Annotated in this window: 23 protein-coding genes; 10 read left to right on the top strand and 13 right to left on the bottom strand. The window is 44.7% G+C overall.

Annotation, left to right across the window (positions count from 1 at the left end):
- A partial coding sequence (locus tag CVD23_RS21920) for a hypothetical protein (RefSeq protein WP_180955610.1) occupies nt 1-592 on the top strand: 592 nt, incomplete at its 5' end.
- Between the two features lie 55 nt (nt 593-647).
- Here CVD23_RS21920 and CVD23_RS09275 read toward each other — a convergent pair.
- The 10 genes from CVD23_RS09275 to CVD23_RS09230 form a co-directional block, all read right to left on the bottom strand.
- On the bottom strand, nt 648-1,298 hold the full coding sequence (locus CVD23_RS09275) for a TetR/AcrR family transcriptional regulator (RefSeq protein ID WP_101665832.1): 651 nt from the start codon (nt 1,296-1,298) through the stop codon (nt 648-650).
- Between the two features lie 79 nt (nt 1,299-1,377).
- Nucleotides 1,378-2,403, bottom strand: a complete 1,026-nt coding sequence (locus CVD23_RS09270) for an ABC transporter permease (protein WP_101578141.1) — start codon at nt 2,401-2,403, stop codon at nt 1,378-1,380.
- Complete coding sequence (locus CVD23_RS09265; protein WP_101665831.1) at nt 2,400-3,125, bottom strand: ABC transporter ATP-binding protein; 726 nt, start codon at nt 3,123-3,125, stop codon at nt 2,400-2,402. Before CVD23_RS09265 ends, CVD23_RS09270 begins: the two co-directional genes overlap by 4 nt.
- Nucleotides 3,126-3,253: 128 nt before the next feature.
- Complete coding sequence (locus CVD23_RS09260; RefSeq protein WP_101665830.1) at nt 3,254-4,156, bottom strand: FixH family protein; 903 nt, start codon at nt 4,154-4,156, stop codon at nt 3,254-3,256.
- A complete protein-coding gene (locus CVD23_RS09255; protein ID WP_101578138.1) occupies nt 4,140-4,829 on the bottom strand; it encodes an ABC transporter ATP-binding protein in 690 nt (229 codons plus the stop codon). Before CVD23_RS09255 ends, CVD23_RS09260 begins: the two co-directional genes overlap by 17 nt.
- Nucleotides 4,826-5,623: an ABC transporter permease gene (locus tag CVD23_RS09250; RefSeq protein ID WP_101578137.1), complete on the bottom strand. Its 798-nt coding sequence runs from the start codon at nt 5,621-5,623 to the stop codon at nt 4,826-4,828. Before CVD23_RS09250 ends, CVD23_RS09255 begins: the two co-directional genes overlap by 4 nt.
- On the bottom strand, nt 5,587-6,930 hold the full coding sequence (nosD, locus tag CVD23_RS09245) for a nitrous oxide reductase family maturation protein NosD (protein ID WP_180955609.1): 1,344 nt from the start codon (nt 6,928-6,930) through the stop codon (nt 5,587-5,589). Before nosD ends, CVD23_RS09250 begins: the two co-directional genes overlap by 37 nt.
- Nucleotides 6,927-7,502 (bottom strand): hypothetical protein, encoded by a 576-nt coding sequence (locus tag CVD23_RS09240; protein WP_308314931.1) that lies wholly within the window; start codon nt 7,500-7,502, stop codon nt 6,927-6,929. The genes nosD and CVD23_RS09240 overlap by 4 nt, the downstream gene beginning before the upstream one ends.
- A 57-nt stretch (nt 7,503-7,559) precedes the next feature.
- Nucleotides 7,560-9,434, bottom strand: coding sequence for a Sec-dependent nitrous-oxide reductase (nosZ, locus tag CVD23_RS09235; protein WP_101665828.1), 1,875 nt, complete (start codon nt 9,432-9,434; stop codon nt 7,560-7,562).
- 21 nt (nt 9,435-9,455) lie between these two features.
- Complete coding sequence (locus CVD23_RS09230; protein ID WP_101665827.1) at nt 9,456-9,923, bottom strand: cytochrome C; 468 nt, start codon at nt 9,921-9,923, stop codon at nt 9,456-9,458.
- A 227-nt stretch (nt 9,924-10,150) separates the two neighbouring features.
- Between CVD23_RS09230 and CVD23_RS09225 the strand changes: the two genes are divergently transcribed.
- Both CVD23_RS09225 and CVD23_RS09220 read left to right on the top strand, forming a co-directional pair.
- Nucleotides 10,151-10,894 (top strand): Crp/Fnr family transcriptional regulator, encoded by a 744-nt coding sequence (locus tag CVD23_RS09225; RefSeq protein WP_101665826.1) that lies wholly within the window; start codon nt 10,151-10,153, stop codon nt 10,892-10,894.
- Nucleotides 10,895-11,066: 172 nt separating this feature from the next.
- Entirely contained in the window at nt 11,067-11,558 is a 492-nt protein-coding gene (locus CVD23_RS09220; protein ID WP_257988241.1) for an SRPBCC family protein, read from the top strand.
- A 32-nt stretch (nt 11,559-11,590) separates the two neighbouring features.
- Here the strand turns inward: CVD23_RS09220 and bshB2 are convergent, their stop codons facing one another.
- From bshB2 to pdxK, 3 genes are all read right to left on the bottom strand, one after another.
- Nucleotides 11,591-12,259: a bacillithiol biosynthesis deacetylase BshB2 gene (gene bshB2, locus CVD23_RS09215; RefSeq protein ID WP_101665825.1), complete on the bottom strand. Its 669-nt coding sequence runs from the start codon at nt 12,257-12,259 to the stop codon at nt 11,591-11,593.
- 31 nt (nt 12,260-12,290) lie between these two features.
- Nucleotides 12,291-12,638 (bottom strand): YojF family protein, encoded by a 348-nt coding sequence (locus CVD23_RS09210; protein ID WP_101665824.1) that lies wholly within the window; start codon nt 12,636-12,638, stop codon nt 12,291-12,293.
- A gap of 218 nt (nt 12,639-12,856) precedes the next feature.
- Nucleotides 12,857-13,675 carry a pyridoxine/pyridoxal/pyridoxamine kinase gene (gene pdxK / locus CVD23_RS09205; RefSeq protein ID WP_101665823.1) on the bottom strand — a complete coding sequence of 273 codons (819 nt, stop codon included), beginning with the start codon at nt 13,673-13,675 and terminating at the stop codon, nt 12,857-12,859.
- A gap of 372 nt (nt 13,676-14,047) precedes the next feature.
- On the opposite strand from pdxK, the gene fdhD reads away from it, so the two are divergent.
- The 7 genes from fdhD (at nt 14,048) to CVD23_RS09170 (ending at nt 22,107) form a co-directional block, all read left to right on the top strand.
- Nucleotides 14,048-14,815 carry a formate dehydrogenase accessory sulfurtransferase FdhD gene (fdhD, locus tag CVD23_RS09200; RefSeq protein WP_101578129.1) on the top strand — a complete coding sequence of 256 codons (768 nt, stop codon included), beginning with the start codon at nt 14,048-14,050 and terminating at the stop codon, nt 14,813-14,815.
- A 47-nt stretch (nt 14,816-14,862) separates the two neighbouring features.
- Entirely contained in the window at nt 14,863-17,841 is a 2,979-nt protein-coding gene (fdnG, locus tag CVD23_RS09195; RefSeq protein ID WP_101665822.1) for a formate dehydrogenase-N subunit alpha, read from the top strand.
- A 2-nt stretch (nt 17,842-17,843) separates the two neighbouring features.
- Complete coding sequence (locus CVD23_RS09190) at nt 17,844-18,665, top strand: 4Fe-4S dicluster domain-containing protein (RefSeq protein ID WP_101665821.1); 822 nt, start codon at nt 17,844-17,846, stop codon at nt 18,663-18,665.
- A complete protein-coding gene (locus CVD23_RS09185) occupies nt 18,655-19,332 on the top strand; it encodes a formate dehydrogenase subunit gamma (RefSeq protein WP_101665820.1) in 678 nt (225 codons plus the stop codon). Before CVD23_RS09190 ends, CVD23_RS09185 begins: the two co-directional genes overlap by 11 nt.
- Before the next feature lie 101 nt (nt 19,333-19,433).
- Nucleotides 19,434-20,237 carry a formate dehydrogenase accessory protein FdhE gene (locus CVD23_RS09180; RefSeq protein ID WP_101665819.1) on the top strand — a complete coding sequence of 268 codons (804 nt, stop codon included), beginning with the start codon at nt 19,434-19,436 and terminating at the stop codon, nt 20,235-20,237.
- 20 nt (nt 20,238-20,257) lie between these two features.
- Nucleotides 20,258-20,881 (top strand): molybdenum cofactor guanylyltransferase, encoded by a 624-nt coding sequence (mobA, locus tag CVD23_RS09175; RefSeq protein WP_101665818.1) that lies wholly within the window; start codon nt 20,258-20,260, stop codon nt 20,879-20,881.
- On the top strand, nt 20,878-22,107 hold the full coding sequence (locus tag CVD23_RS09170) for a molybdopterin molybdotransferase MoeA (RefSeq protein ID WP_101665817.1): 1,230 nt from the start codon (nt 20,878-20,880) through the stop codon (nt 22,105-22,107). The genes mobA and CVD23_RS09170 overlap by 4 nt, the downstream gene beginning before the upstream one ends.
- The last annotated feature ends 7 nt before the right edge of the window (nt 22,108-22,114 follow it).

Below are 22,114 nucleotides of genomic sequence, written 5' to 3'. Positions count from 1 at the left end.
GGTTCGGACAGGGCAAGGCCAAAAAAGCGAAATCCAGTCAGAAAGCGGGTCTGGTTCGGACAGAGCAGGGCCAAAAAAGCGAAATCCAGTCAGAAAGCGAGTCTGGTTCGGACAGAGCAGGGGCAAAAAAGCGAAATCCAGTCAGAAAGCGAGTCAGGTTCGGACAGAGCAGGGCCAAAAAAGCGAAATCCAGTCAGAAAGCGAGTCTGGTTCGGACAGAGCAGGGGTAAAAAAGCGAAATCCAGTCAGAAAGCGGGTCTGGTTCGGACAGCGCAGGGCCAAAAAAGCGAAATCCAGTCAGAAAGCGGGTCTGGTTCGGACAGGGCAAGGCCAAAAAAGCGAAATCGCAGTCACAAAGCGGGTCTGGTTCGGACAGGGGAAAGCCAAAAAAGCTCGATCTAGTCACAAGCGAGTCTGGTTCGGACAGGGCAAGGCCAAAAAAGCTCGATCTAGTCACAAAGCGGGTCTGGTTCGGACAGGGCAAGGCCAAAAAAGCGAAATCCAGTCAGAAAGCGAGTCAGGTTCGGACAGCGCAGGGCCAAAAAAGCGAAAGCCAGTCAGAATGCGGACCAAGGGACAGATAAAGTTTTAATAATTTATGCTTTAACTGGAGTAAAAGGCCCGGATCGCACAGATCCGGGCCTTTACTATCTAGGTGATAAGCCATGCATAATAAACTGGATGGTCCGCTCAATCTCTAAATCATCTTCCCAGTCCTCTTCAGGAAACAGCAGGTAGCGCCCGATTATATAACCGAATATTGTTGATGCTGTAAGCCGGACTACACTGTAAGGAGGGAGATCGATGATTTGCCCCTTAGCCTGGTAGTAATGGATAAGCTCAGTGAATCGTTCGTAAACCTTTTCTGCTAAGTGCTCTTTAAAAAGTTTCTTTAATTCTGGATGGAACGGTATTTCCTGGAAGAGAATCTTGAAAAGCGGCAAATTATTTTTGAAAAATATTACCCTGTTTTCGATCATCGCCCTTAAAAAATCTTCGTAGTTCTCATATCTTGTATTCAGAACTTTATTTAAATCGTTGATCACAAACGGAGCGATAAATTTGGCCATCATCGGAACAACAATTGACAATAACAAGTCTTTTTTTGTTTTATAATGACGGAAAATCGTTCCTTCCGCAACACCAGCTTTCTTGGCAATCTCGCTCGTTGAAGTGGCGGCAAAGCCTTTTTCTGAAAAAGACTCAATCGCGGCGGCGATGATTTTTCTTTGTTTGTCCGTTAAACCATCCTTTTCCTCTTCAAAAAATTCTTCAATGATAGAATCCTGGTCCGACATTTTTTGCTCCCTCATCCGTTATTTGTCCATTAAACAACATTGTAAAGGAATTCATTTTAAAAGTGAATCAGAGTTGATTTTATATTTTACGGTATCTTTTCAATGTAATGATGTTCAAGAACATAAATAGGATAGAGAATCCGGCCAGCACTAGTAAATCTATATAAATCTCACCGAGCCCATACCCGCGCACCATGACGTCCCTTAAAGCATCAGCTGCATAAAATAGGGGCGTGAAAGGGCCAATCCAGCTTAACCAATCAGAAATGGTCTCTAAATTAAATAGACCGGAAAAGAAAATTTGCGGAACGACGACGATTGGAATAAACTGAATCATTTGCAGCTCATTGTTTGCAAAGGCCGATAATAAAATTCCGAGTGTAAGTGCTGATAAAGATAAAATAAGGGTAATCAATAGCACGTATAAGAAGGATCCTTCCATCATCATATTTAAGACATAAATCGCATACCAGGCGATGATTCCCGCCTGCAGCATCGTGAAGATCCCGAAGCCAAGGACGTAGCCAACGACAATTTCCCAGCGTCGGAGTGGACTGGATAGAAGCCTCTCCAATGTCCCGGTTGTTCTTTCGCGCAGAAAAGAAACACCGGCGATCAAAAAAACAAAGAAAAACGCGAAGAAACCAAGCAGCACGGGGCCAAAATAATCAAACTGTCCCATTTCACTGGAGCCGTGGTAATAATCAACCTCCGGTTCAGGTGCGCCATCTTGCTGGAGAGGTTTAAGCGCCCTATTCATCCACTTCATAACAGCTCCATTTACGCTCGGGTCACTTCCTTCAACAACGACAGAAGGTGTTTGCCCATCGAGTTTTAGATATCCATCTATTTCTTGTTCCGATAAATCTGTTTTTGCCTGTTTAGTAGACTCATATTCTGATATTTTGGCATCTTCCAAGTCCATTTGATTGATAACTTGTTCGGGAAAGCCAACCAACCCGATTTTCGGAGTGTAATCATCACCATTAAAGACAAGATGAAGCATTGATAATATTAAGATCGGGGCTAAAATCATCAACGCCATCGTCCGCTTATCACGCAAAAATTGCCGCAAAATTCTTATCACTAATGCACCGATTCTCACGATTTTGCACCTCCATAGCTTAAAAATGCTTCTTCGATAGTGGCAGTCCCCGTATTGGCTTTTAATTCTGCCGCAGATCCAACCGCAATCAGCCGTCCCTCGCGAATCATTCCGAGTCGATCACATTTTTCCGCTTCGTCCATGACATGGGTCGTGACGATAATGGTCGTTCCTTTTCTTTTAAGCGCATAAAAGCTTTCCCAAACGTTTTTTCTTAATACAGGGTCAATGCCGACAGTCGGTTCATCGAGTATGAGCAGCTCGGGTTCATGAAGCAATGCAATCGCGAGCGACAAGCGGCGCTTCATCCCCCCGGAATAATTGGATACGAGCTTTGTCATGTGTTCTGACAGCTGAACGATTTCCATTACTTCATTCATTCTTTGTTGGCGCTCACGGCCTTTTAAACGATAAAGAGAAGCGAAAAACTCGAGGTTTTCCTTTGCTGACAGTTCACCATACAGCGCATCGGACTGAGCCATATACCCAATCCTTTCAATCAGGGACAATGACGGCATTTTTTGATTGAAAATAAAATTACTTCCTTCTGTTGGAGTGTCAAGACCCACTAACTGCTTTACGAGTGTTGTCTTTCCTGCCCCAGAAGGACCAAGAAACCCAAAAATTTCACCCATTTTGATATCCAGGTTAATATCGGCGAGCACTTGCTGATTTCCAAAAGACTTGGAAACATTCTGGATCGATATAATGTTCTTTTCCATACGAAGATCATCTCCTTTATGAAAGTGAGTAATCACTCATTTTTATTTTAAAATGAAATGACTTGTTTGTAAAGTGAGTAATCACTCACTCGTTAAAAAACAAAAAAATGCCCAAAGGCATTTTTTTGTTATAAAAACTCAATCTCCATCGAATTAACCTGTGAAACAAGCAATTCTTCGTATTGTTTCTGTGCAAGGTATTGGATTTCTTGCTCGCTGGCTTTAGGGTTTTCTTTCGTTACTCTTTCAATCAAATCCTGCTGAACCTTTTGCGAGAGAACGATCAGTTCGTATTGCGTCCGCTCGGTATCCCAAAATTTATCTTCGCCAAAGTCATTGATTAACTTTTGTGCTGCTTCCGATTGTTGATATTGCTCCCAGACTTGGTCAATCTCAGCCTTTACTTCATCCGGGGCAGCTTCATGCCCCTTTTCAAGCGCAAGCAGCGCCATGGAACGAAGGCGGATGATTTGTGTCAACAGCTGGTTTTGGTCTTCATTCAACTTTTCCTGGGCATCCCAATAGGCCATTGCCTCTTCCAAAGCTTTTCCTTTATATTTTTCATTATCAGCTTCGCGGCTGATTTCGATATGAAGCTTGTTAATAAAACGGTAAAACTCGAGGTCATCATTGGTGATCCACTCACCGTTTAAGGTGGCAACTCCCTTGGCGCCCTTCACTTCATATTGAACGACTTTCTCCGTTTCTTTGCCGTCCTTTTCCATCGTAAATACGATTTCCCACTTGCCTTCCATTGGCAGTTCCGCCTCGCCGGCATAAATGCCATCTTCCTTTTCGGCAAGGGCAATATCGAAGCTGCCGTGATCCATATTAACCATCGAAAGAGCGGCCGAGACCTTCAATCCTTCGACTGCTTTATCTCCATCGGTTACCTTGATCTCAAACGGGACCGCTTTTTCTTTTGAAAAATAGAGCGGCTTTGTAAAATTCACCTCCCAATCATTACTTTCACTGCAGCCGGATAACAGGATCAAGAGGAAGATGATCAATCCGCTAAACAACTTTTTCATTATCGTAATCCCCCAATCGTTGTGCCTTCATAAATTCAGTTACCGTATACTTTTTAATGATGCTGTTTTCCAAGAATGCGACATGCGTACATACCTGCCTAATCTCATCGAGGTGATGGGATGAAAGGAGGATCGTTTTCCCGGACAGGGATTTCAGCACCTCGAGAATTTCTTGTCGTCCCATCGGATCTATCCCGCTCGTTGGTTCATCAAGAATAAGAATATCTGCATCCTGATAAAGTGTAATCGCAAGGCCGAGCCGCTGCAGCATTCCTTTTGAATACTGCTTTACCTTAGTATCGCGGTCGTCCCAAAGGTTCACTGCTTTTAGCGAAATTTCAATTTCCGCCACATCAGGCTTTCCGCTTGCCGTCCCGGCGAAAAACAACATATTTTCCATGCCTGTTAAAGCAGGATAGAGCATAAATTTTTCGGGAAGAAAGGCAATTTCGTTTTGGAATGTCCGCTTCTTTCCCGTCCGGGTTATATCGTTAATTTTCACCGTTCCCTGTTTAACAGGGAGGAGGCCGAGCAGGCTATTGATAAATGTTGATTTCCCGGCTCCATTTCTTCCGACAAGCGCACAAATCTCACTCTTTTCAATCCGCAGGTCGATATCGGCAAGGACGATTTTTTTGCCAAATCCCTGGGTTAATCCGGTTACTTCAATCATTCATATCCCTCCTTGCGGTGCATCGTAACGGAGGCTGTCATAGAAATTGTCAGCCAGATCACCAGATTTGCTGTTAAAAAGATTGCGGGTTTCGTCCATAGAAACGATTCAAACAGTTTGGACATATGCCCGGATGAGTAGACGCCAAGCCCTGACTCAAGGTAAACGCGCACAGCTTGAATCGGGTTTAGAAAAAAGGCGGCCGAAAAGAGTTTGATATTTTCATAGGATACGTCAGGGAGCAGCGAGAGCAGGACGATATCGTGTAAGAAGAAAAAATAAAACCAAATAAGAACGGTAAAGCCAACAATTTGGATTTTCGACCTGCCAATGCTGCCAACAAAGGCGCCAATTTGTGTGAATACGATCATTAAGCTGAGAACAGCAATGATAAAGGTTAAATAGGCGCTGAAATCGGGTTGAAAATAAATTTTCAGCGGCAGTAAATAGACAAATAACCATATCAATATCAAGCCGGTTAATACAACTTGAATGGCCACGCTCTTTTTAACGAGAAACGTGAAATAGCTTTCCTGTTTGGAGAGCAGCATGATCATTGTTTTTTGTTCTTTTTCCTGATAAACAGAAAAGGCACTGAAAAACAGGCAGAGTACGGGAATTACATAAATAAGTGCATCAAACAGGTTGATCAGGAGGACGTAAAAACCCTGGTCGAATGAAAGAACAGAAGACTGGATCAGCAAGGCGGCCGAAAGCAGAACAATGATGATACCAGCCAGCCAGAATCCTTTTCCTCTTAAGCTTTCCTTCCATTCCTTCCAAATGTAATACATAGTCGATTTCTCCCTCTTATTAAAATCAGCAGAGCAATCACTGCGGCGAAAATAAGCCAACCCTTTTGAAACTCTTTGTTTGTGGTTTGCACAAGCGGATAGTGGTCTTCAAACATTTTGTCATTTTTTTGTAAAAGGCCGTTGATTCTGTCGAACAGCTTTATTGCCGGGCTTTTTAAAAATAAATAGGTTAATTCTTGATCTTCGATTTGTTCATAAAGTGAAGAATAATAGGAAACCGGCTGATCGCCAATCCCGTTTTGGTCCAAGTCAGCTAACGGAAACTGCGGTCCCCAATCGTTTCCTGTTCCATCGGCATTCCATGAATTATCGGCGCTCCCGCCCAGGGTGAGCGCAGGGATGGAATTACCGTGAATTTGATTCTTTGAAAAAACCTGTTCGCTTGAGCTGGCCCACAGTTCAATACCAATTTGATTTTGGATGATGCGGTTATTGGTAATCATGTTTCGTGACGATTGATCTATATATAACCCTCTTTGATTCAGATAGAAAGTGTTATTCTCAATTTCATTGTCGTTAGCTGATAAAATCAGCAAACCGAAGGACCGGTGGCCATAGTTGAAAATAAATTCGTTGTTGGTCAGTGTCAGGCGGTTGGAATTCATCACCGCGGCACCGCCGCTATTTAGGGTAAAGATGTTGCCTTTAAAAATATTATCATCAGAGTACATATAGTGGAGCCCGTATCGTGTTTCACTAATATGATTGTTAATGGTTCGGTTATTGTTTGCATAGTCAAAAAACATTCCGTCCCTTGAGCCTGAGATCCGGTTGTTTTCAAATATATTGTTATTTGAGTAATAAACATGGAGGCCATTGCCCTGTCCGGCAATTTCCCCGTTTCCGCTGCCGGAAATGACGGAGTTTTTGATCGTATTATGATCTGCTTTGCTTAAATAAACGCCGTGATACGAATTTTTAACCGTTAAATTGTCCAATACATTGTGATCTGAATAGATTTTAACGGCAGCATATTCCTCGGCTGAGTTTCGATTCATGCTGCTTCCACTAACAGTAAGATCGTGTAATTCAACTCCAGAGGCATGAATTGAAACAACATTTCCTGTGCCGTCCCCTTTAATGCTCGTTCGAGTCGAACCGATCAGCGTCAGCGCCTTGGAAATTGCGATATTGCCTTGGTAAGTTTTATTTTCCAGCTGAAGGACGGCGCCTTCTTCAGCTGAATCAATCAGCGCCTGTAGATCTTCTGCGGCTGCAGCCCGATCATCAGGCCATCCGAATAGGACAATGGCGGTCATAAAGAAAAAGGCGATCAGCTTTCTCATCTTCGGCGATCCTTCCATAAAGGAATCACAATCAGAATAAACGCCGCCATGATCAGGTATGATCCTATCCCTAGATAGCTCGTTGTAATAAAGTTGGCAATCTGGTTTTCTCCTAACATAGGCGGGACAAAAGGATCTACTTTAATCGGAGCCGTCGGGCTTAAGTTCGTACCAAAATTGTTAAGCCAGCGGTATAAATCGTAAACACCAAGCAATCCGCCCACCATGAAGACGGCGATCAGCCCATAGAGGATTGATTTTCTGCGCAGCAATGCTGTTGCCAGCGTTAAAAGCGCCAGGCCGCCGATTATATAAGCTAAATAGCTTAACTCAGGAAAGTTTTCTTCACTGAATTCGGCCATTCCGATGTAATGATTGAGTCCGTTGACAATGTCAATTTGTCCATCCAGTTTATTTGGATAGACGATGATATTCAATCCTTCCGGATATTGCGGAGCAAAGAACTCCATTCTCCACCACGGAAAGAAAATTGAAGCAGCGACCAGTATTGCCGCACACACAACAAACAGTGATGAGATTCCGGATAATCGCTGTTGTTTCAGGGTAATCACACCTTTCTGAAAACGGGATAAGGGTATCCAAGTGTCATTAGATACCCTTTTCCTGGTTTAGTTCTTCGGTTTTACAAGAAAGTAACCGGTCATTTCCTGATGCAGGGCCGAGCAGAAATTCGTACAATAGAGCGGGAATGTTCCGGCTTTATTGGCCGTAAATTCGATTGTATTGGTCTGTCCAGGCTGCACTTCAATATTCAGGTCATAGCCGTTAATCGCGAAACCGTGAGTGATATCCTGATCGAAATCGATGTTGGTTAAGTGGATAAACACTTTATCCCCTTCGTTAACCGCGATTTCATCAGGGCGCTCTGCTTTTGCATCAAAGATAAATTTGGAACGCATCGCAATTCCATAAACGTGTACTTCATTGCCGTTTCGGACAATTTTCGTATCCTCCTGTTTATAAACGGCATCTTTATTTTTCTCATCCTTTGGATAAACGGAGATCGTTTTAATTTTGTCGGCTTTGATCATCTGTGCATAGTGCGGCTCAGGGTTTACTGGAGCCGATTGAATGACCTCCATCTTCTTGCCGCGTAAATCAATCAGCTGCATTGATTCAGGATGGGAAGGACCGACGGAGAGATAGCTGTCCTTGGCAATTTTATTTAATGCGACAATATATTTTCCATCAGGAGAAACAGAATCGCCTTCGGCTGCGGCAGCATGCCCGGGTGAATATTGGACAGGGACGCGGTCTAATGTCTCTCCTGTAGCCGGATCCCATTTGACGATTTCAGAGGAGATGAACATCGTTGTATAGGCCAATCCTTTATCATCAAACTGGGTGTGGAGCGGCCCAAGCGCATTTTCCGGGTTGACTTCTCTTTCCATGACAGATTCATATTTCAGGACCGGAATACCATTGCGTTCCTCGGCAAAATCACCCTTTTCAATCGCTGCGAACGCTTTTTCAAAGGAAAAAACAGTCATCGCAGGCGCGAGTTTGCCTGACGCAATAAAGTATTTACCGTCGGGCGTAACATCGACTCCGTGAGGCGATTTCGCTACCGGGACTAAATAAATTCCGCCTTTATGCTTTTCCGGGAAAATCATTTTTTGTCCGGTTACTTCGTCGTACTGTCCGTCCTTGACCTTCTGTTCAAGCTCTTTCCAGTTAAACAGAACGATATAATCGCGATCCGCCTGGGAGGCGTTGATTTCAAGGTTTGTTGTCGCTTCTTCGGTATTGTAAGTCGTCAAGACAGCCCAATCAGCCGATCCCTTTTTCCCGGCATCCGATAGATCATAAGACCAAGGCGGCAGAGCCACCTGATAAGCAATGTTCAACTTTTCACTGCTCTGGTCAAATGTGACTGCTGACATAACACCGCGGTACTTCTCGCTGTATTCATCAAGAGGTGCGTACTCTCTGCCAATCGGTACGGCAAAACGGGTCGGCAGGAACATGTACTCGGTGTTTTCAGTTACAAATGCTGCACAGTGAGGGCCGCTGGTATTTGGAACATCGATAATATCTTTTGTTGTAAACGTTTCCAAATTCATCGCGGCTGCACGGCTGTTGCCTACATCTGTGGCAAACATATATTTTCCGTCATATTCACCCTTCGTTTCGGAAAAAGCCGGGTGATGGAGGTCGCCCCATGTGTAATCGCCGAGCATTTCTTTCGTATGAGTATCCCAGCCATAACCGGTTGCTGAATCTTTGGAGAATACCGGAATCGTCCGAATATGGCGCATCGAAGGCACCCCGTAAATAAACATTTGACCGGAATGGCCGCCGGAGGCAAACAAATAATACTCATCTTTTTCGCCAAAAGGTACATACACCTTTTCAGCATTGCTATTATTATTGCTGTCATTTGTTGCTTCGCTGCGCGGTCCGGGTGAAAAATCAGCAAAGAATACCATCGCCGCCATAAAACCAGCTATTAGCCCCGTAACGGCAGGAATCCACTTTTTCATTCAGGCTGCACCACCTTCATCTTATTTTTCTGAAGCTTGTTTCAATAATTCTGCAATCTGGCTGATTTCTTCGTCTGTTAATGGGTTGCCACTAATGACACCCGACATAACAGCCGACGTTGGCTCTTTTAAAAACTCTTGGAGCGGTTTTCCATGCTTTCCTTCAACATTACTGAAAGCCTGGGATAAATCAGGGCCTGTTGCTCCGCCTTTAAGATCGAGAGAAGCTGCGGAGTGGCATCCAAGACAGCCTTTTGTTTGAAGGATATTACCTTCTGCTGCAACGGTTTCCTCCTCCTTGTTACCCTCGCTGTCCGGATTGCTGTTCGCGGCATTATCGCCTTTACTCGATGCCTCTTCCTGCTGCTCGGTCGGGGCTGTCGATTCAGGCGTATCCGTCGTTTTTCCGGAAAACACATCAAACACTAAATAACCGAGTCCAAGCCCCAATAATGCAAATATAACGAAACTGGCTGCCGCTTTTTGCATTGCTTTCCCCCCTTTATGTTTCTACAGTTTTATCCTATCTCGTTACCTTCGTGGGCAAAGTGATAGAAAGCACAGTTTGCAGGGCCGATTGTGAAACTTCTGTGACGTACAAAGCGATCAAGCTGACACGCTCCATGGACACTGATCGTGACAAATCTCACTTTCTAAACATCCAGACTTGGCTAGAATGAAAAGGATAAGGAAATTGGTCGAAGGGGGTAGACAGAATGACCAATTATAAAGAAAGAATACAGTCCAGCCATGCAGTCCGGCCAACTGATATTGAAGATTTTTTGAGGAAAATAGAAGTGTTTAAAAATTTTCCGAGACAATCAATCCAAGTGATAGATAAGCAGATTATCAAGAAAAGCTATAAAAAAGGCGAGCAAATTATTTCCGAGTATGATGAAGCACAAGGGGTGTTTTTTGTTCATTCCGGAATCGTAAAATTAACGAAGCAGGACGAAGAAGGCAACGAGATCATCGTCTGTATGAAAAAGAAAGGGGATATTTTTGCCGAAGCTTGTCTATTCAACCAGGCAGGGAGTCATTACCCGGCCACAGCGAAAATGGTCAAGGACGGTGAAATCTTTTTCTTAAATACGGTTGATTTAGAATATGAGCTGATGATGTCCCCGGAGCTTTCTATTGAAATTATCCGCTATATGAGCGCGGAGCTTCGCGAAATGACTTCGATTATGAGGGACCTTGCTCTGTTGGATGTTTATACAAAAACGTTAAAAACGCTCGAAAGGCTTGCCGCAAAATTTGGTGCAACCCGCTGTAATCGCATTCATATAGAACTGCCTATTACTGTCCAGGAGTTTGCTTCTCTCGTAGGAACATCGCGGGAAAGTGTCAGCCGCGTTTTCTCCAAGCTTAGAAAGGATGGCATTATCGATGTGCGCAGTAAAGAAATCGTTATCATTGACTGGTGCCGGTTTTGCTCATTGTTTCATTCGCGGTTATAGCAGTATATACTTTGGTGCAGCTTAATATTAATCTTTGAATATACCGTTCTATTTTTCGCCGCCAATCAACCTGACACGGAACTCTTGTCAGGACTTTTATTTTTTTAGCAAAAAGTTTGCACAACTGTGCCGGTATGTCACAATCGGGTATAATATGAGCAGATAACTGACAGTGCTCATTCAGCGCGTTGACAGCAATAAAGGAGAAATTGTCCAAATGGCTGATTTCCAAACAAGTATTACGATCGACAAGCCTTTAAACGAAGTATTTGCTTTTATGGTCAATCTGGAAAACTCCCCGGACTTTATGCCGAACCTCATAAAGTCGGAAAAAATAACCGATGGGCCGATAAGCGCCGGCACCAAGTATTTGGAGACAAGATATATCAGCGGGCGGCAGACGGTGGCGGAGGTTGTTTTCACCGAATTTAACGAGAACCGGTCATATACGGTCAAAAGCGAGACAAACGGGCTCGGCGTCGTCTTCGATTATAACTTTCAAGAAGTGGACGAAGCGACCCGGATAGAATTCGCCGCAACTATTGAGACGAGCGGCTTCATTATGAAGCTGACGAAACCGCTGCTAGTCAAAATGATTAAACGTGAAGACGGCAACCAGCTTCAGTATTTAAAAGATATATTGGAAGAAAATAAAACAAATTAAAAAAGAGCCGGCCGGCTCTTTTTTAAATTTGACTATTTAAACTTGTAAATCCAAAACCGCTCGTTATTAATCCATGCCAACGCTTGCGGATCGTTATGCTTTAGCTTTTCTTCCATTTCTGCAGCCATCAGTTGCGTTTGGGACCGATGTGCTTTTATCGTCTCGATTTTGATATCGGCGACTTCGCTTACATCGTTGATGATGTCAGCCTGGCCGAGTTCTTCAACACAATTGTTTGAGAAAGCTACACAGTGAAGCTTCGGGCGGCTGGCCGCAGGTATTTTTTCGAGGGCACGAACGACTGCTGCCCCGGACGCGTCATGATCCGGATGTACCGAATAGCCTGGGTAAAACGTGATCACTAGCGATGGATTTAATTCATCAACCAGAGATGTAATCATGTCTGTCAGCTTTGTTTCATCCTCAAATTCAACCGTTTTATCGCGCAGACCCATCATTCTCAAATCTGCAATCCCAAGGACTTTCGCCGCATTTTGAAGCTCTTGCTTACGAATCAACGGAAGTGTTTCCCGCGTTGCAAATGGGGGGTTCCCCATATTCCGCCCCATTTCGCCGAGCGTCAGACATGCATAAGTTACCGGGGAACCTTGTCGTACATGGGTGGCAATCGTTCCGGACACACCAAATGCTTCATCGTCCGGGTGTGGGAATACGACAAGTACGTGTCTTTCTTTTTCCATTAGATACATTCCTTTCTGGGCGGTAATCGCTCTATTCAAAAGGGGACTGGCTAATTTGCAGGGCAACAGCCAGCTTCCCGTTCGCATCATGACCGGCCATTAACAAACGGTCTGCGCCATCGAATTCATAGTGGGTAATTCCTTCTGCATATACCCAGCCGTACTCAAGCTTCAAGCCGACACGGAATGGCCCGGGTCCAGTAATCCTCCCGTGTTCATACTGAATTTTCGCATTGCGGATATATGCTCCCGCCGAGAAAAACGATTGGTCAACATGGGAAGCGTATGCTCCGTTTGTCGTCTCCATATGGACAAACACTGGTTTGTTGGCAAAGTGATCAATCGCTTTCTGGACTTCTTTTTGACTGACAACCTCCACGTGTACTCCCCCTTTCAAAAAAACTCCTCAATATAAGCTGTATATAAAATCATCATTTTAAACGCGAGTGCTACTTTATATTACTAAATAATAGAGAGAATTGCGAAGCAGCCGCTTTTGAAACATGATTGCTTAGCGCTTCTTTATGTAATAACAAGTTATCTCAAAAAACAGGGCCACATAAACGGCCCTGTCTGACTTACTGATTTTATCTGTGTTCAGCGTTTTCCTGCGCCAAAATGACGGTAGGCTCCGTGCATTGTCGGCCCAACATATTGGTTCAGCTGGAACCCGTGGCTGATCGCTGCAGTGATAAAGTCTTTCGCCACTGCAACTGCGTCAGGAACCGATTTTCCCTTTGCCAGTTCAGCCGTAATTGCTGAGGAATAAGTACAGCCCGCACCGTGCGTGTAGGTGGTTTCAATCCGTTCAGTTTCGTAAAGCGTAAAGTCCGAACCGTCAAAAAGAAGATCAACCGCTTTTTCATGCTCCAGCTTGCTTCCACCTTTGATCAGGACGTATTTCGCCCCTAGTTCGTGGATTTTTAGAGCCGCTTCTTTCATATCGTCAACCGTCTTGATCGGGCCTGTCTTTGCAAGCTGCCATGCTTCAAACAGGTTGGGAGTGACAACCGTTGCCCGCGGCACTAAAATGTCACGCAAAGTTTCTGCAGTCTCCGGATGCAGCACTTCATCTTCCCCTTTGCAAACCATTACAGGGTCGATCACCACGCCCGTAAACTGGTTCTCATCGATGGTCTTTGCAGCCAGTTCAATAATCTCTACCGAACCAAGCATTCCTGTTTTCATCGCATCAAGCCCGACGGAAAGTATCGTTTCGAGCTGCGCTTCAAGCGTCTTGATGTCAATCGGAAAAACATTGTGGTGCCAGTCGTTTTTCGGATCCATGGTCACAATCGTCGTTAACGCGGTCATCCCATACACACCGAGCTCCTGGAATGTTTTTAAATCCGCCTGGATTCCGGCACCGCCGCTCGAATCCGATCCGGCAATCGTTAGTACTTTTTTCATACCCATCTGTTTATGTTCCTCCTTGGAGATTATAGATCATCGCATGTCTTATAGAAATTATAACAATAACAGGGAATATCACAATAAATTCATACTACCGGCTTGCAGTTTTTGAGAAAACTCTAAGATAAGCGGTCACAAAAAATTAACACTGATTAAGAGATTTTGTCACGTTTGCGACAAAATTTTTTTTGTTCTTTTTCATTAAGACCATGTTAATCATGCGTAAAAATCGTTTTTTCTCATTTTGACTATAAAAATACTGCGTAATTATCCATTGTGACAAATGTCGCAGATTGTTTGTTTTTAAGTCTCTTAAAATGAAAGAGGGGAGAAGGTGTTTTTACCTGTATTCTAAAGAGTCTAAGGGGTGGAAGTATGAACGGGAAAGGCTGTCCTGAAGAATATCCGATTACCCTTATCGTCAATGGTAATGAGATAGCTGTATTCCAGCTGACTAACCAGGATCTTGAAGATTGGGTATACGGTTATTTGTATTCAGAGGGATTGATTGAGTCGGCAGATGATATTGAAGAAGTTCAGATCAATGAAGAAACGCTGACACTGTATGCCTCACTGAACAATGAGTTTGCAGAAGAAGCTTTTTTTACAAAAAAGAAACACTATACCGCAGGCTGCGGCAGAGGTGTAACTTTTTTTTCAATGACAGATGTGAAGAAGTTTGAAAAAGTTCATTCTTCTGTCACATATCACTTAAGCTACTTACTTAAAAAACAAAGTGAATTCGCCCGAAACTCACCTTTGTATCTGCAAACAGGCGGTATGCACGGGGCATGCCTTATTGAGGCGGACGGGAAGATCACGATCCGCGAAGACATAGGGCGCCACAACGCTGTCGATAAAATGATTGGTCATGCACTAAGAAAGCGCTTAAATCCAGAAGAGCTCATCTTGCTGACGACCGGAAGGATTTCGTACGAAATGCTTTCAAAAGCAGCGCGATTTGGTTTTGCAATAATCGGTTCGCGAACGGCTGCCACAAAGCAGGCTGTCCAGCTCGCCAAGTTCTTAAATATAGAAGTAGTCGGCTATTTGCGGGGGAAAATGGCGATTCCTTATACTTCATGTGGCCGCATTATTAAAGATTTACGGGAAGTTACTGATGGGGGTTCATCCAATTTTTAGGATTAATTAATAGATGTTCTATTCAAGTAAGAAGAGGGGGATTGTAAATGGAGTTTACTAGAAGGCAATTTTTAAAATTGTCCGGTGCAATGGCAGCTACGATTGCAGTAGTGGAACTTGGCTTTGATGACAAAAAAGCCTGGGCAGATTCGAAGCAATTTAAGATTGCAGAGCTGAAGCCGACACCGACGATTTGCCCATACTGCGGGGTAGGCTGCGGGATTCTTGTTTATTCGCAAGGGGACGATGTCATCTATACAGAAGGGGACCCCGATCATCCGATCAACGAAGGGAGCCTTTGCAGTAAAGGGACAACGGTCCGCCAGGTTTATACTTCGGACCGCAGGATGAAAAAACCGCTGTACCGTGCGCCCGGAAGCAGCAAGTGGGAAGAAGTCGATTGGGATTGGGCGTTGAACCGCATCGCTCAAAAAACGAAGGAAACGCGGGATCGCACGTTCAAAACGAAAGAAAATGGCTTGACTGTCAATAAAACGGAAGCGATCGCAAGCCTTGGCGGTGCAGCTCTGGATAATGAGGAAACTTATTTAATCGGCAAGCTGCTGCGGGCCGGTTTAGGATTAACCTATATTGAACACCAGGCCCGAATATGACACAGCTCAACGGTTGCCGGTCTGGCACCAACATTGGGTCGAGGAGCAATGACGAATCACTGGAACGATCTTCAGCATACCGATGTAGCAATGATTATCGGTGCGAACCCTGCTGAAAATCATCCGATCAGCATGAGATGGATTTTAAAAGCAAAACAAAAAGGCGGAAAAGTAATTTCTGTTGATCCGCGCTATACACGGACATCAACGCAGGCAGATGTTTATGCACCATTACGTTCAGGTGGAGATATCGCCTTTATTGGCGGATTGATCAATTATATTCTTGAAAATAATCTATTCCATAAAGAATATGTGGCAGCCTATACGAATGCCTCTTTAATCGTGGCCGACAGCTACTCGTTTGATGATGGATTATTCAGCGGCTATGATCAATCAACAAGAAGCTATGATAAAAACAAATGGACATTCAAAAAAGGTCCGGATGACAAGTATTTAAGGGATGAAACGCTTCAGGACCCCCACTCTGTCTTCCAGCTGTTGAAAAAGCATTATTCCAGATATGACATTGACACAGTGACGGCTGTAACCGGGACACCGAAGGATGCATATTTGAAGGTAGCTGAGACATTCGCGTCAACCGGAAAGCCAGGCAAAGCGGGAACGATTATGTATGCGATGGGAGCAACCCAGCATACGGTTGGGACGCAAAACGTACGGGCGTATACGATTTTACAGTTGCTGCTTGGCAACATCGGTGTACAGGGCGGTGGCATCAATGCGATGCGCGGCGAGTCAAACGTCCAGGGGTCGACCGATTTTGCACTGCTCTACAATAACGTAAACGGTTATATGGAAGTTCCGACAGCCGCGCCAGAAGAAGCGACCTTAAAGGGTTTTCTTGAAAAGGTAACTCCAAAGGCTGGTTACTGGACAAATAAACCGAAATTTTATGTCAGTATGCTGAAAGCTTACTACGGGGATAACGCCAATCAGAATAATGAATTTGGCTATCAGTATTTACCAAAGCTGACACCGAAAAAAGATTATTCGCATATGAAACTATTCGAAGCGATGTATAAAGGCGAGCTTGAGGGCTTGTTCCTGTTCGGCACAAACCCCGTTGTCGGCGGACCGAACGCAGGCAAAGAAAAAGAGGCACTGAGCAAATTAAAATGGATGGTCGCGATCGACCTTTGGGAAACGGAAACATCCGCCTTCTGGCAAAAAGAGGCTGGATCTGATCCCGCTTCGATTCAAACCGAAGTTTTCCATCTGCCTGCCTGCTCGTCTTTTGAAAAAGAAGGGTCGATTACAAACAGCAGCCGCTGGATGCAATACCGCTGGCAGGCAATTAAACCAAAGCATGAATCAAAAGCCGACCTGGAAATTGTTCATATGCTCGCAACGCGCATCAAGGCATTGTACAAAAACAGCACCAATCCGGCAGACGAGCCAATTAAAGCAATGACCTGGGATTATGGGCATGGCGACCATCCCGACATTGATCTTGTATGCCGCGAAATCAACGGGTATGATATGGCAACGAAAAAGCTGGTGCCGGGCTTTGCGAAACTCGCTGATGATGGATCTACTTGCAGCGGCAACTGGATATACAGCGGTTTTTATCCTGAAGAAGGAAAAAATCTCGCAAAGAGCCGCGATAATAAAGATACGGGCATGGGCAACTTCTTAAATTGGTCGTTTGCATGGCCGGCGAACCGGCGGATTCTGTATAACAGGGCATCAACCGATCCGAGCGGCAAGCCGTGGTCAAGGGACAGGGTAGGAATTTACTGGGATGCTTCGAAAAATCTATGGACAGGAAACGATGTTCCCGATTTCACGAAAGACCGCGCTCCCGATGCTGCAGGCGGAAAAGATGCATTCTTTATGTTGCCGACTGGCCTTGGCGGGATATTTGCCGGGGTGAACGAAGGGCCGTTCCCTGAACATTATGAACCGTTCGAAAGCCCGATTCCAAACGCTTTCTCAAGTATACAGCTAAATCCTGCCGTGAAATTTGGCTTGGAAGAACTGAATCCTAAGGGCGATGCAGCGAAATACCCGTATATTGCGACAACGTACCGGGTTTCTGAGCACTGGCAGTCCGGATCGATGACCAGGAACCAGGAATGGCTCTCAGAGCTGATGTCCCACATGTATATTGAAATCAGCGAGGAGCTTGCCAAAGAAAAAGGGATAAGCAATAAGGACAAAATTATTGTGTCTTCAGCCAGGGGTGAAATCGAGGCTTTCGCAATGGTGACAAAACGCTTTAAGCCTTATACCTTGCAAGGCAAAAAGGTCCACCAGATTGGAATGCCATGGCATTTTGGCTACAAGGGTATCGTCACCGGTGAGACGGCCAATCGCCTGACTCCTCATATTGGTGATGCTAATACGAATATACCGGAATATAAAGCATTCCTGTGCGATGTAAGGAGGGCGTGATCATGGCAGATTACATTAAATTCGTCGATGTGACGAAATGCGATGGGTGCCGGGCTTGCATGGTAGCGTGCAAAAATTGGAATGACCTTCCTGCAGAATTTGAAGACTTTCAAGGAAGCTATCAATCTCATGAAAAGATAACAGCAAACACGTGGAACGTCCTGACCTTCAACGAACAGGAAAATTCTGATGGCGACTTTGACTGGCTATTCCGGCATTCATCCTGCCTGCACTGTGTTCAGGCGGCCTGTGAAAAAGCCTGTCCGGAGGATGCGATCAGCCATACCGAATTTGGTTCGGTCGTGATTGACGCAGACAAGTGTGTAGGCTGTGGATACTGTGTGCAAAACTGTACGTTTGATGTAGTAAAGCTGGCAACCTATCAAGATAAGAATGGCAAGGAATACAAAAAAGCACAAAAATGTACGCTCTGTACGGACCGGCTTGAGCAGGGCCTACAGCCAGCCTGCGTAACAGCCTGTCATACAGAATGCCTCATTTATGGGGACAAGGCAGAGATTTTAGCAGAAGCTGAAAAACGTCTTGCTAACATCAAGGAGCGCTATCCGAATGCAAATATTTATAATCCGCAAGGAATTGATGGAACGATGACGGTTTATTTACTTGCAGATAAACCGGCTGTTTACGGTCTTCCTGAGGATCCGAAAATCCCGCTTTCACAGGTGGTTTGGAAAGATTATGCACAGCCAATCGGGAAAGCGATGCTTGGCGCGACAACAATGGCGGTTATCGGGGCAGTCATTTCGAATTCGTTTTTGAAAAAGAAAGATCCTGAACAGGGAGGCCATGACCATGACCAATAATAATCAAAAAATGGTAAAGCGTTTTAGCAAGCCGGTTATTATTGCCCACTGGCTAAATGCAGGAGCCTTCTTTCTTCTTTATCTAACGGGCCTGCCTATGTACACCGAATTGTTCGACTGGGTCTATGTTGTTTTTGGCGGGCCGGCGGGAGCAAGGCTGGTCCACCGGATTGGCGCAGTCCTGTTTATTCTGCCGGTTGTCTATATTTTGTTGGCCGACCCAAAAAGCTTTTTTTACTGGATCAAGCAGATCCTGACCTGGAAGTCTCATGACTTTCAATTCTTTCTTCAGTTTCCGAAAGAGTTTTTCGGCGGACATGCGAAAGTTCCGAAGCAGGACTTTTATAATGCCGGTGAAAAGCTCAATTCATTGCTGGCGATTATAACCACGATTATGTTAATGGGTTCCGGGTTCATTATGTGGTTCCCAGCTTATTTTTCTCAAAGTATGATTATGTGGGCATACCCGCTTCACAATATCGGCTTGGGACTGTCGATTGCTGTCGTCGTTGGCCATATCTATTTATCGGTCGGCCATCCCAATTCCCGTGTCTCTCTGCGCGGGATGACAAAGGGAGATATTCCCGAAACATATGCAAAAGACCATCATGGCCGCTGGTACGATGATCTGAAGCAAGATGGGTCACCAAAGAAAAAGCAGGCGTAACAAAAAACGATAATCTATCAAAAACAATTCATCGACAACAGTGAAGGTGCTGCCCGCATGGGCGGCCCTTCATAGTTATTAGAAAGAAAAGAGGGGTAACGATGGGAAAAACAAATGTGCTGACAGCCGATTATGAACAGCTCCAGACTGATATTATTACCTTGCATGAACAGTGGCTCGAGCGGATATCCGAAAATCAATTGATTGCGGAGCCGCATCCAGCAAAATATGAATACCCGGTAATTCCCGGATTGGCACTTTCGATAAACTACCAACAATATAAACAGTTTATAATAGAATTATTGGATCTCCTTAACAGCAAGCAGCCGCAAACGATGGAGGCGGCAAAGGGCCTTCCTGCTCTTTTAACAGACGCAATGGCAGAGTCCTGGTTTCATCAGGCAATTTCAATGAACAGCTTTTATTTTGAAAAATTTTCATCTGAATATAATATTCCGCAATGGCTGCCTTTTTTTGCAGCGGAGCATGCTGTGCGCCCTTATTTACAGAAAGCTGCCGCTGAGCTTCGTGAGCAGCTGAAATTGGCTGATCATTCACATGGCTGCCCGGCATGCGGAGAGCCGGCCCGGCTTGCCGTCATCGGGAAAAAAGGAAAAAAAGAGCTAACTTGCCCGCGTTGCTGCTATAGTTGGGAAGAAAAGAAAATCAGCTGTGCCCAGTGTGGAAATGATGATCATCATCAAATGCTCATACTTAAAATTGAAGATGATGAAAGTATGCAAATCCATGTGTGTAAAGCCTGTAATGGGTATACAAAAGTAGTTGATACAAAAAGGCTGCTGAAGAAAGAGCACTCTGCAATATTGGACTTGAAGTCGATCCATCTTGATTATATAGCGCAGGAAAGAGGGTATGGGATTCCCGGTTCTATTGAAACACATTAAAAAGCAATGGGGTGATCGATTTGCAAGCGACCGGAATTATTCTTGCAGGCGGGAAATCAAGCAGAATGGGTACTAACAAGGCATTTTTGGAGGTCGGTAACCAGGCTGTTATCGAACGGATTATTGCCGAGCTTTCGAAAATAGTCAGTGACCTTGTGGTGGTGACGAACCACTTTACAGAATACCAATCTTTAGGTGTGCCGATGACAGAGGATAACTGGAAAGGAAAAGGACCGCTTGCAGGGATGGAAGCCGGCCTTTTGGCATCAAAGCATGACAAAAATCTTGTCGTTGCTTGTGATATGCCTTTCATTTCTGTTAAACTCGGTCAATTCTTGCTGGAACAGCTTAATCAGTACGAAGCAGTTGTGCCGGAAATAAACAGCCGGCTCCATCCCCTTTTTGCTGCTTACAGTAAAGAGACTGTGCCGTCGATCCAGGAATCATTATCAGAAGATCAGCTCAAAATTAGAAGTTTTCTCCACAGGGTCAATTCCAAAATATTTAAAGAACATGAACTTTCCGGTCTGGGGCTTGATGGTGCCTCATTATATAATATGAATAATCCTGATGAGTACAGACAAGCTTTACAATTAGCAAAACAATTCAAGCAAGACGGACAAAAAGGCAGCGATCAGCGATGAAATTTTTCCAGGTTAAATCAGTTGAGGAAACCTTCCAGTTAATTCACGAAAATATTCAACCAATTACCGATAAAAAGACTAAGCCGTTATTGGAAGCACTTCATTACGTCTTAGCTGAAGATATATATGTACAAGAAAATGTCCCGGAATTTCGCCGTTCCTCCGTGGACGGTTTTGCTTGTTTCGCCAGGGACACTTTCGGATCGTCCGAAAGCATGCCGGGGTTTTTAAAATTAACAGCTGAGGTGCAGATGGGTGAGGTACCTCCTTTTCCCCTCAAGCGCGGGGAAGCGATCTATGTTCCAACAGGAGGAATGCTTCCAGAAGGCAGCGATGCAGTGATCATGATTGAAAACTGTGAAAATCTCGATGGCCTGATCAACCTGTACCGCCAAGTCGCTCCCGGGGAGAATGTGATTTCTGTGGGGGAAGACTTAAGTAAAGGTGAGCTTTTGCTTGCTGAAGGAACGATGCTTCGCTCCCAGGAGCTTGGGGCACTCGCATCACAAGGAATTACCGAAGTCGCGGTTTACCGGAAGCCGGTAGTTGCCTATTTGTCTTCAGGGGACGAAATTGTTCCAATTGAAACCAAAGCGGCTGGCTATGGCAAGGTAAGGGACATGAACGGAGTTATGATTGGTGCCAAGGCGGCTGAATGGGGATTGGACTTTCACTATGGCGGCATTGTCAAGGACGATTATCAAGAGCTTGAAAAGAGATCAAGCCAGCTGCTTGAACAGGCCGATTGTTTAGTCATCTCCGGAGGAAGTTCGGTCGGAACAAAAGACTATTCAGCCAGTGTTATCCAATCTCTTGGCGCTCCTGGCATATTTGTTCACGGTATTTCAATCAAACCCGGGAAGCCGACAATTCTTGCAAATGCGAACGGCAAACCGATTATCGGTTTACCGGGCCATCCTGCATCGGCGCTGATCATTTTTGATCTGTTTGGAAAAGCAGTGGTTGCCCGTCTGCAAGGGGAGGGATCTTCAGAAAAACAGCTTATTTATGCAAAAGCAACAAAAAATATCGCATCTACACCGGGCCGCACGGATTACATCCGCGCTTCCCTTTTTCTAAAGGATGGAGAATGGCAGGCAGAGCCTATTCTTGGTAAATCAGGCCTCATCTCGACACTTATAAAAAGTGAAGGACTGATTGAAATTCCTGCACCGAGTGAAGGGGTTCAAAAAGGAGAGACCGTCCCAGTCAGATTATTTAAATAAGGTGTGA

Origin of the sequence: Bacillus sp. V33-4, from assembly GCF_002860225.1 — a bacterium.
GTDB lineage: Bacteria > Bacillota > Bacilli > Bacillales > Cytobacillaceae > Bacillus_BJ > Bacillus_BJ canaveralius.
This window is presented reverse-complemented; position numbering and strand designations above follow the sequence as displayed.

Bases quoted from the DNA above. Each gene is read 5' to 3' on its own strand.
- CVD23_RS09225 (WP_101665826.1), top strand. From the start codon at position 10,151: ATGACCAATTATAAAGAAAGAATACAGTCCAGCCATGCAGTCCGGCCA.
- CVD23_RS09260 (WP_101665830.1), bottom strand. From the start codon at position 4,156: ATGAAAAAGTTGTTTAGCGGATTGATCATCTTCCTCTTGATCCTGTTA.
- bshB2 (WP_101665825.1), bottom strand. From the start codon at position 12,259: ATGGAAAAAGAAAGACACGTACTTGTCGTATTCCCACACCCGGACGAT.
- CVD23_RS09265 (WP_101665831.1), bottom strand. From the start codon at position 3,125: ATGGAAAAGAACATTATATCGATCCAGAATGTTTCCAAGTCTTTTGGA.
- fdhD (WP_101578129.1), top strand. From the start codon at position 14,048: ATGAACGGGAAAGGCTGTCCTGAAGAATATCCGATTACCCTTATCGTC.
- CVD23_RS09275 (WP_101665832.1), bottom strand. From the start codon at position 1,298: ATGTCGGACCAGGATTCTATCATTGAAGAATTTTTTGAAGAGGAAAAG.
- CVD23_RS09185 (WP_101665820.1), top strand. From the start codon at position 18,655: ATGACCAATAATAATCAAAAAATGGTAAAGCGTTTTAGCAAGCCGGTT.
- CVD23_RS09170 (WP_101665817.1), top strand. From the start codon at position 20,878: ATGAAATTTTTCCAGGTTAAATCAGTTGAGGAAACCTTCCAGTTAATT.
- CVD23_RS09190 (WP_101665821.1), top strand. From the start codon at position 17,844: ATGGCAGATTACATTAAATTCGTCGATGTGACGAAATGCGATGGGTGC.
- CVD23_RS09180 (WP_101665819.1), top strand. From the start codon at position 19,434: ATGGGAAAAACAAATGTGCTGACAGCCGATTATGAACAGCTCCAGACT.
- nosD (WP_180955609.1), bottom strand. From the start codon at position 6,930: ATGAGAAAGCTGATCGCCTTTTTCTTTATGACCGCCATTGTCCTATTC.
- nosZ (WP_101665828.1), bottom strand. From the start codon at position 9,434: ATGAAAAAGTGGATTCCTGCCGTTACGGGGCTAATAGCTGGTTTTATG.
- pdxK (WP_101665823.1), bottom strand. From the start codon at position 13,675: ATGGGTATGAAAAAAGTACTAACGATTGCCGGATCGGATTCGAGCGGC.
- CVD23_RS09230 (WP_101665827.1), bottom strand. From the start codon at position 9,923: ATGCAAAAAGCGGCAGCCAGTTTCGTTATATTTGCATTATTGGGGCTT.
- CVD23_RS09255 (WP_101578138.1), bottom strand. From the start codon at position 4,829: ATGATTGAAGTAACCGGATTAACCCAGGGATTTGGCAAAAAAATCGTC.
- CVD23_RS09250 (WP_101578137.1), bottom strand. From the start codon at position 5,623: ATGTATTACATTTGGAAGGAATGGAAGGAAAGCTTAAGAGGAAAAGGA.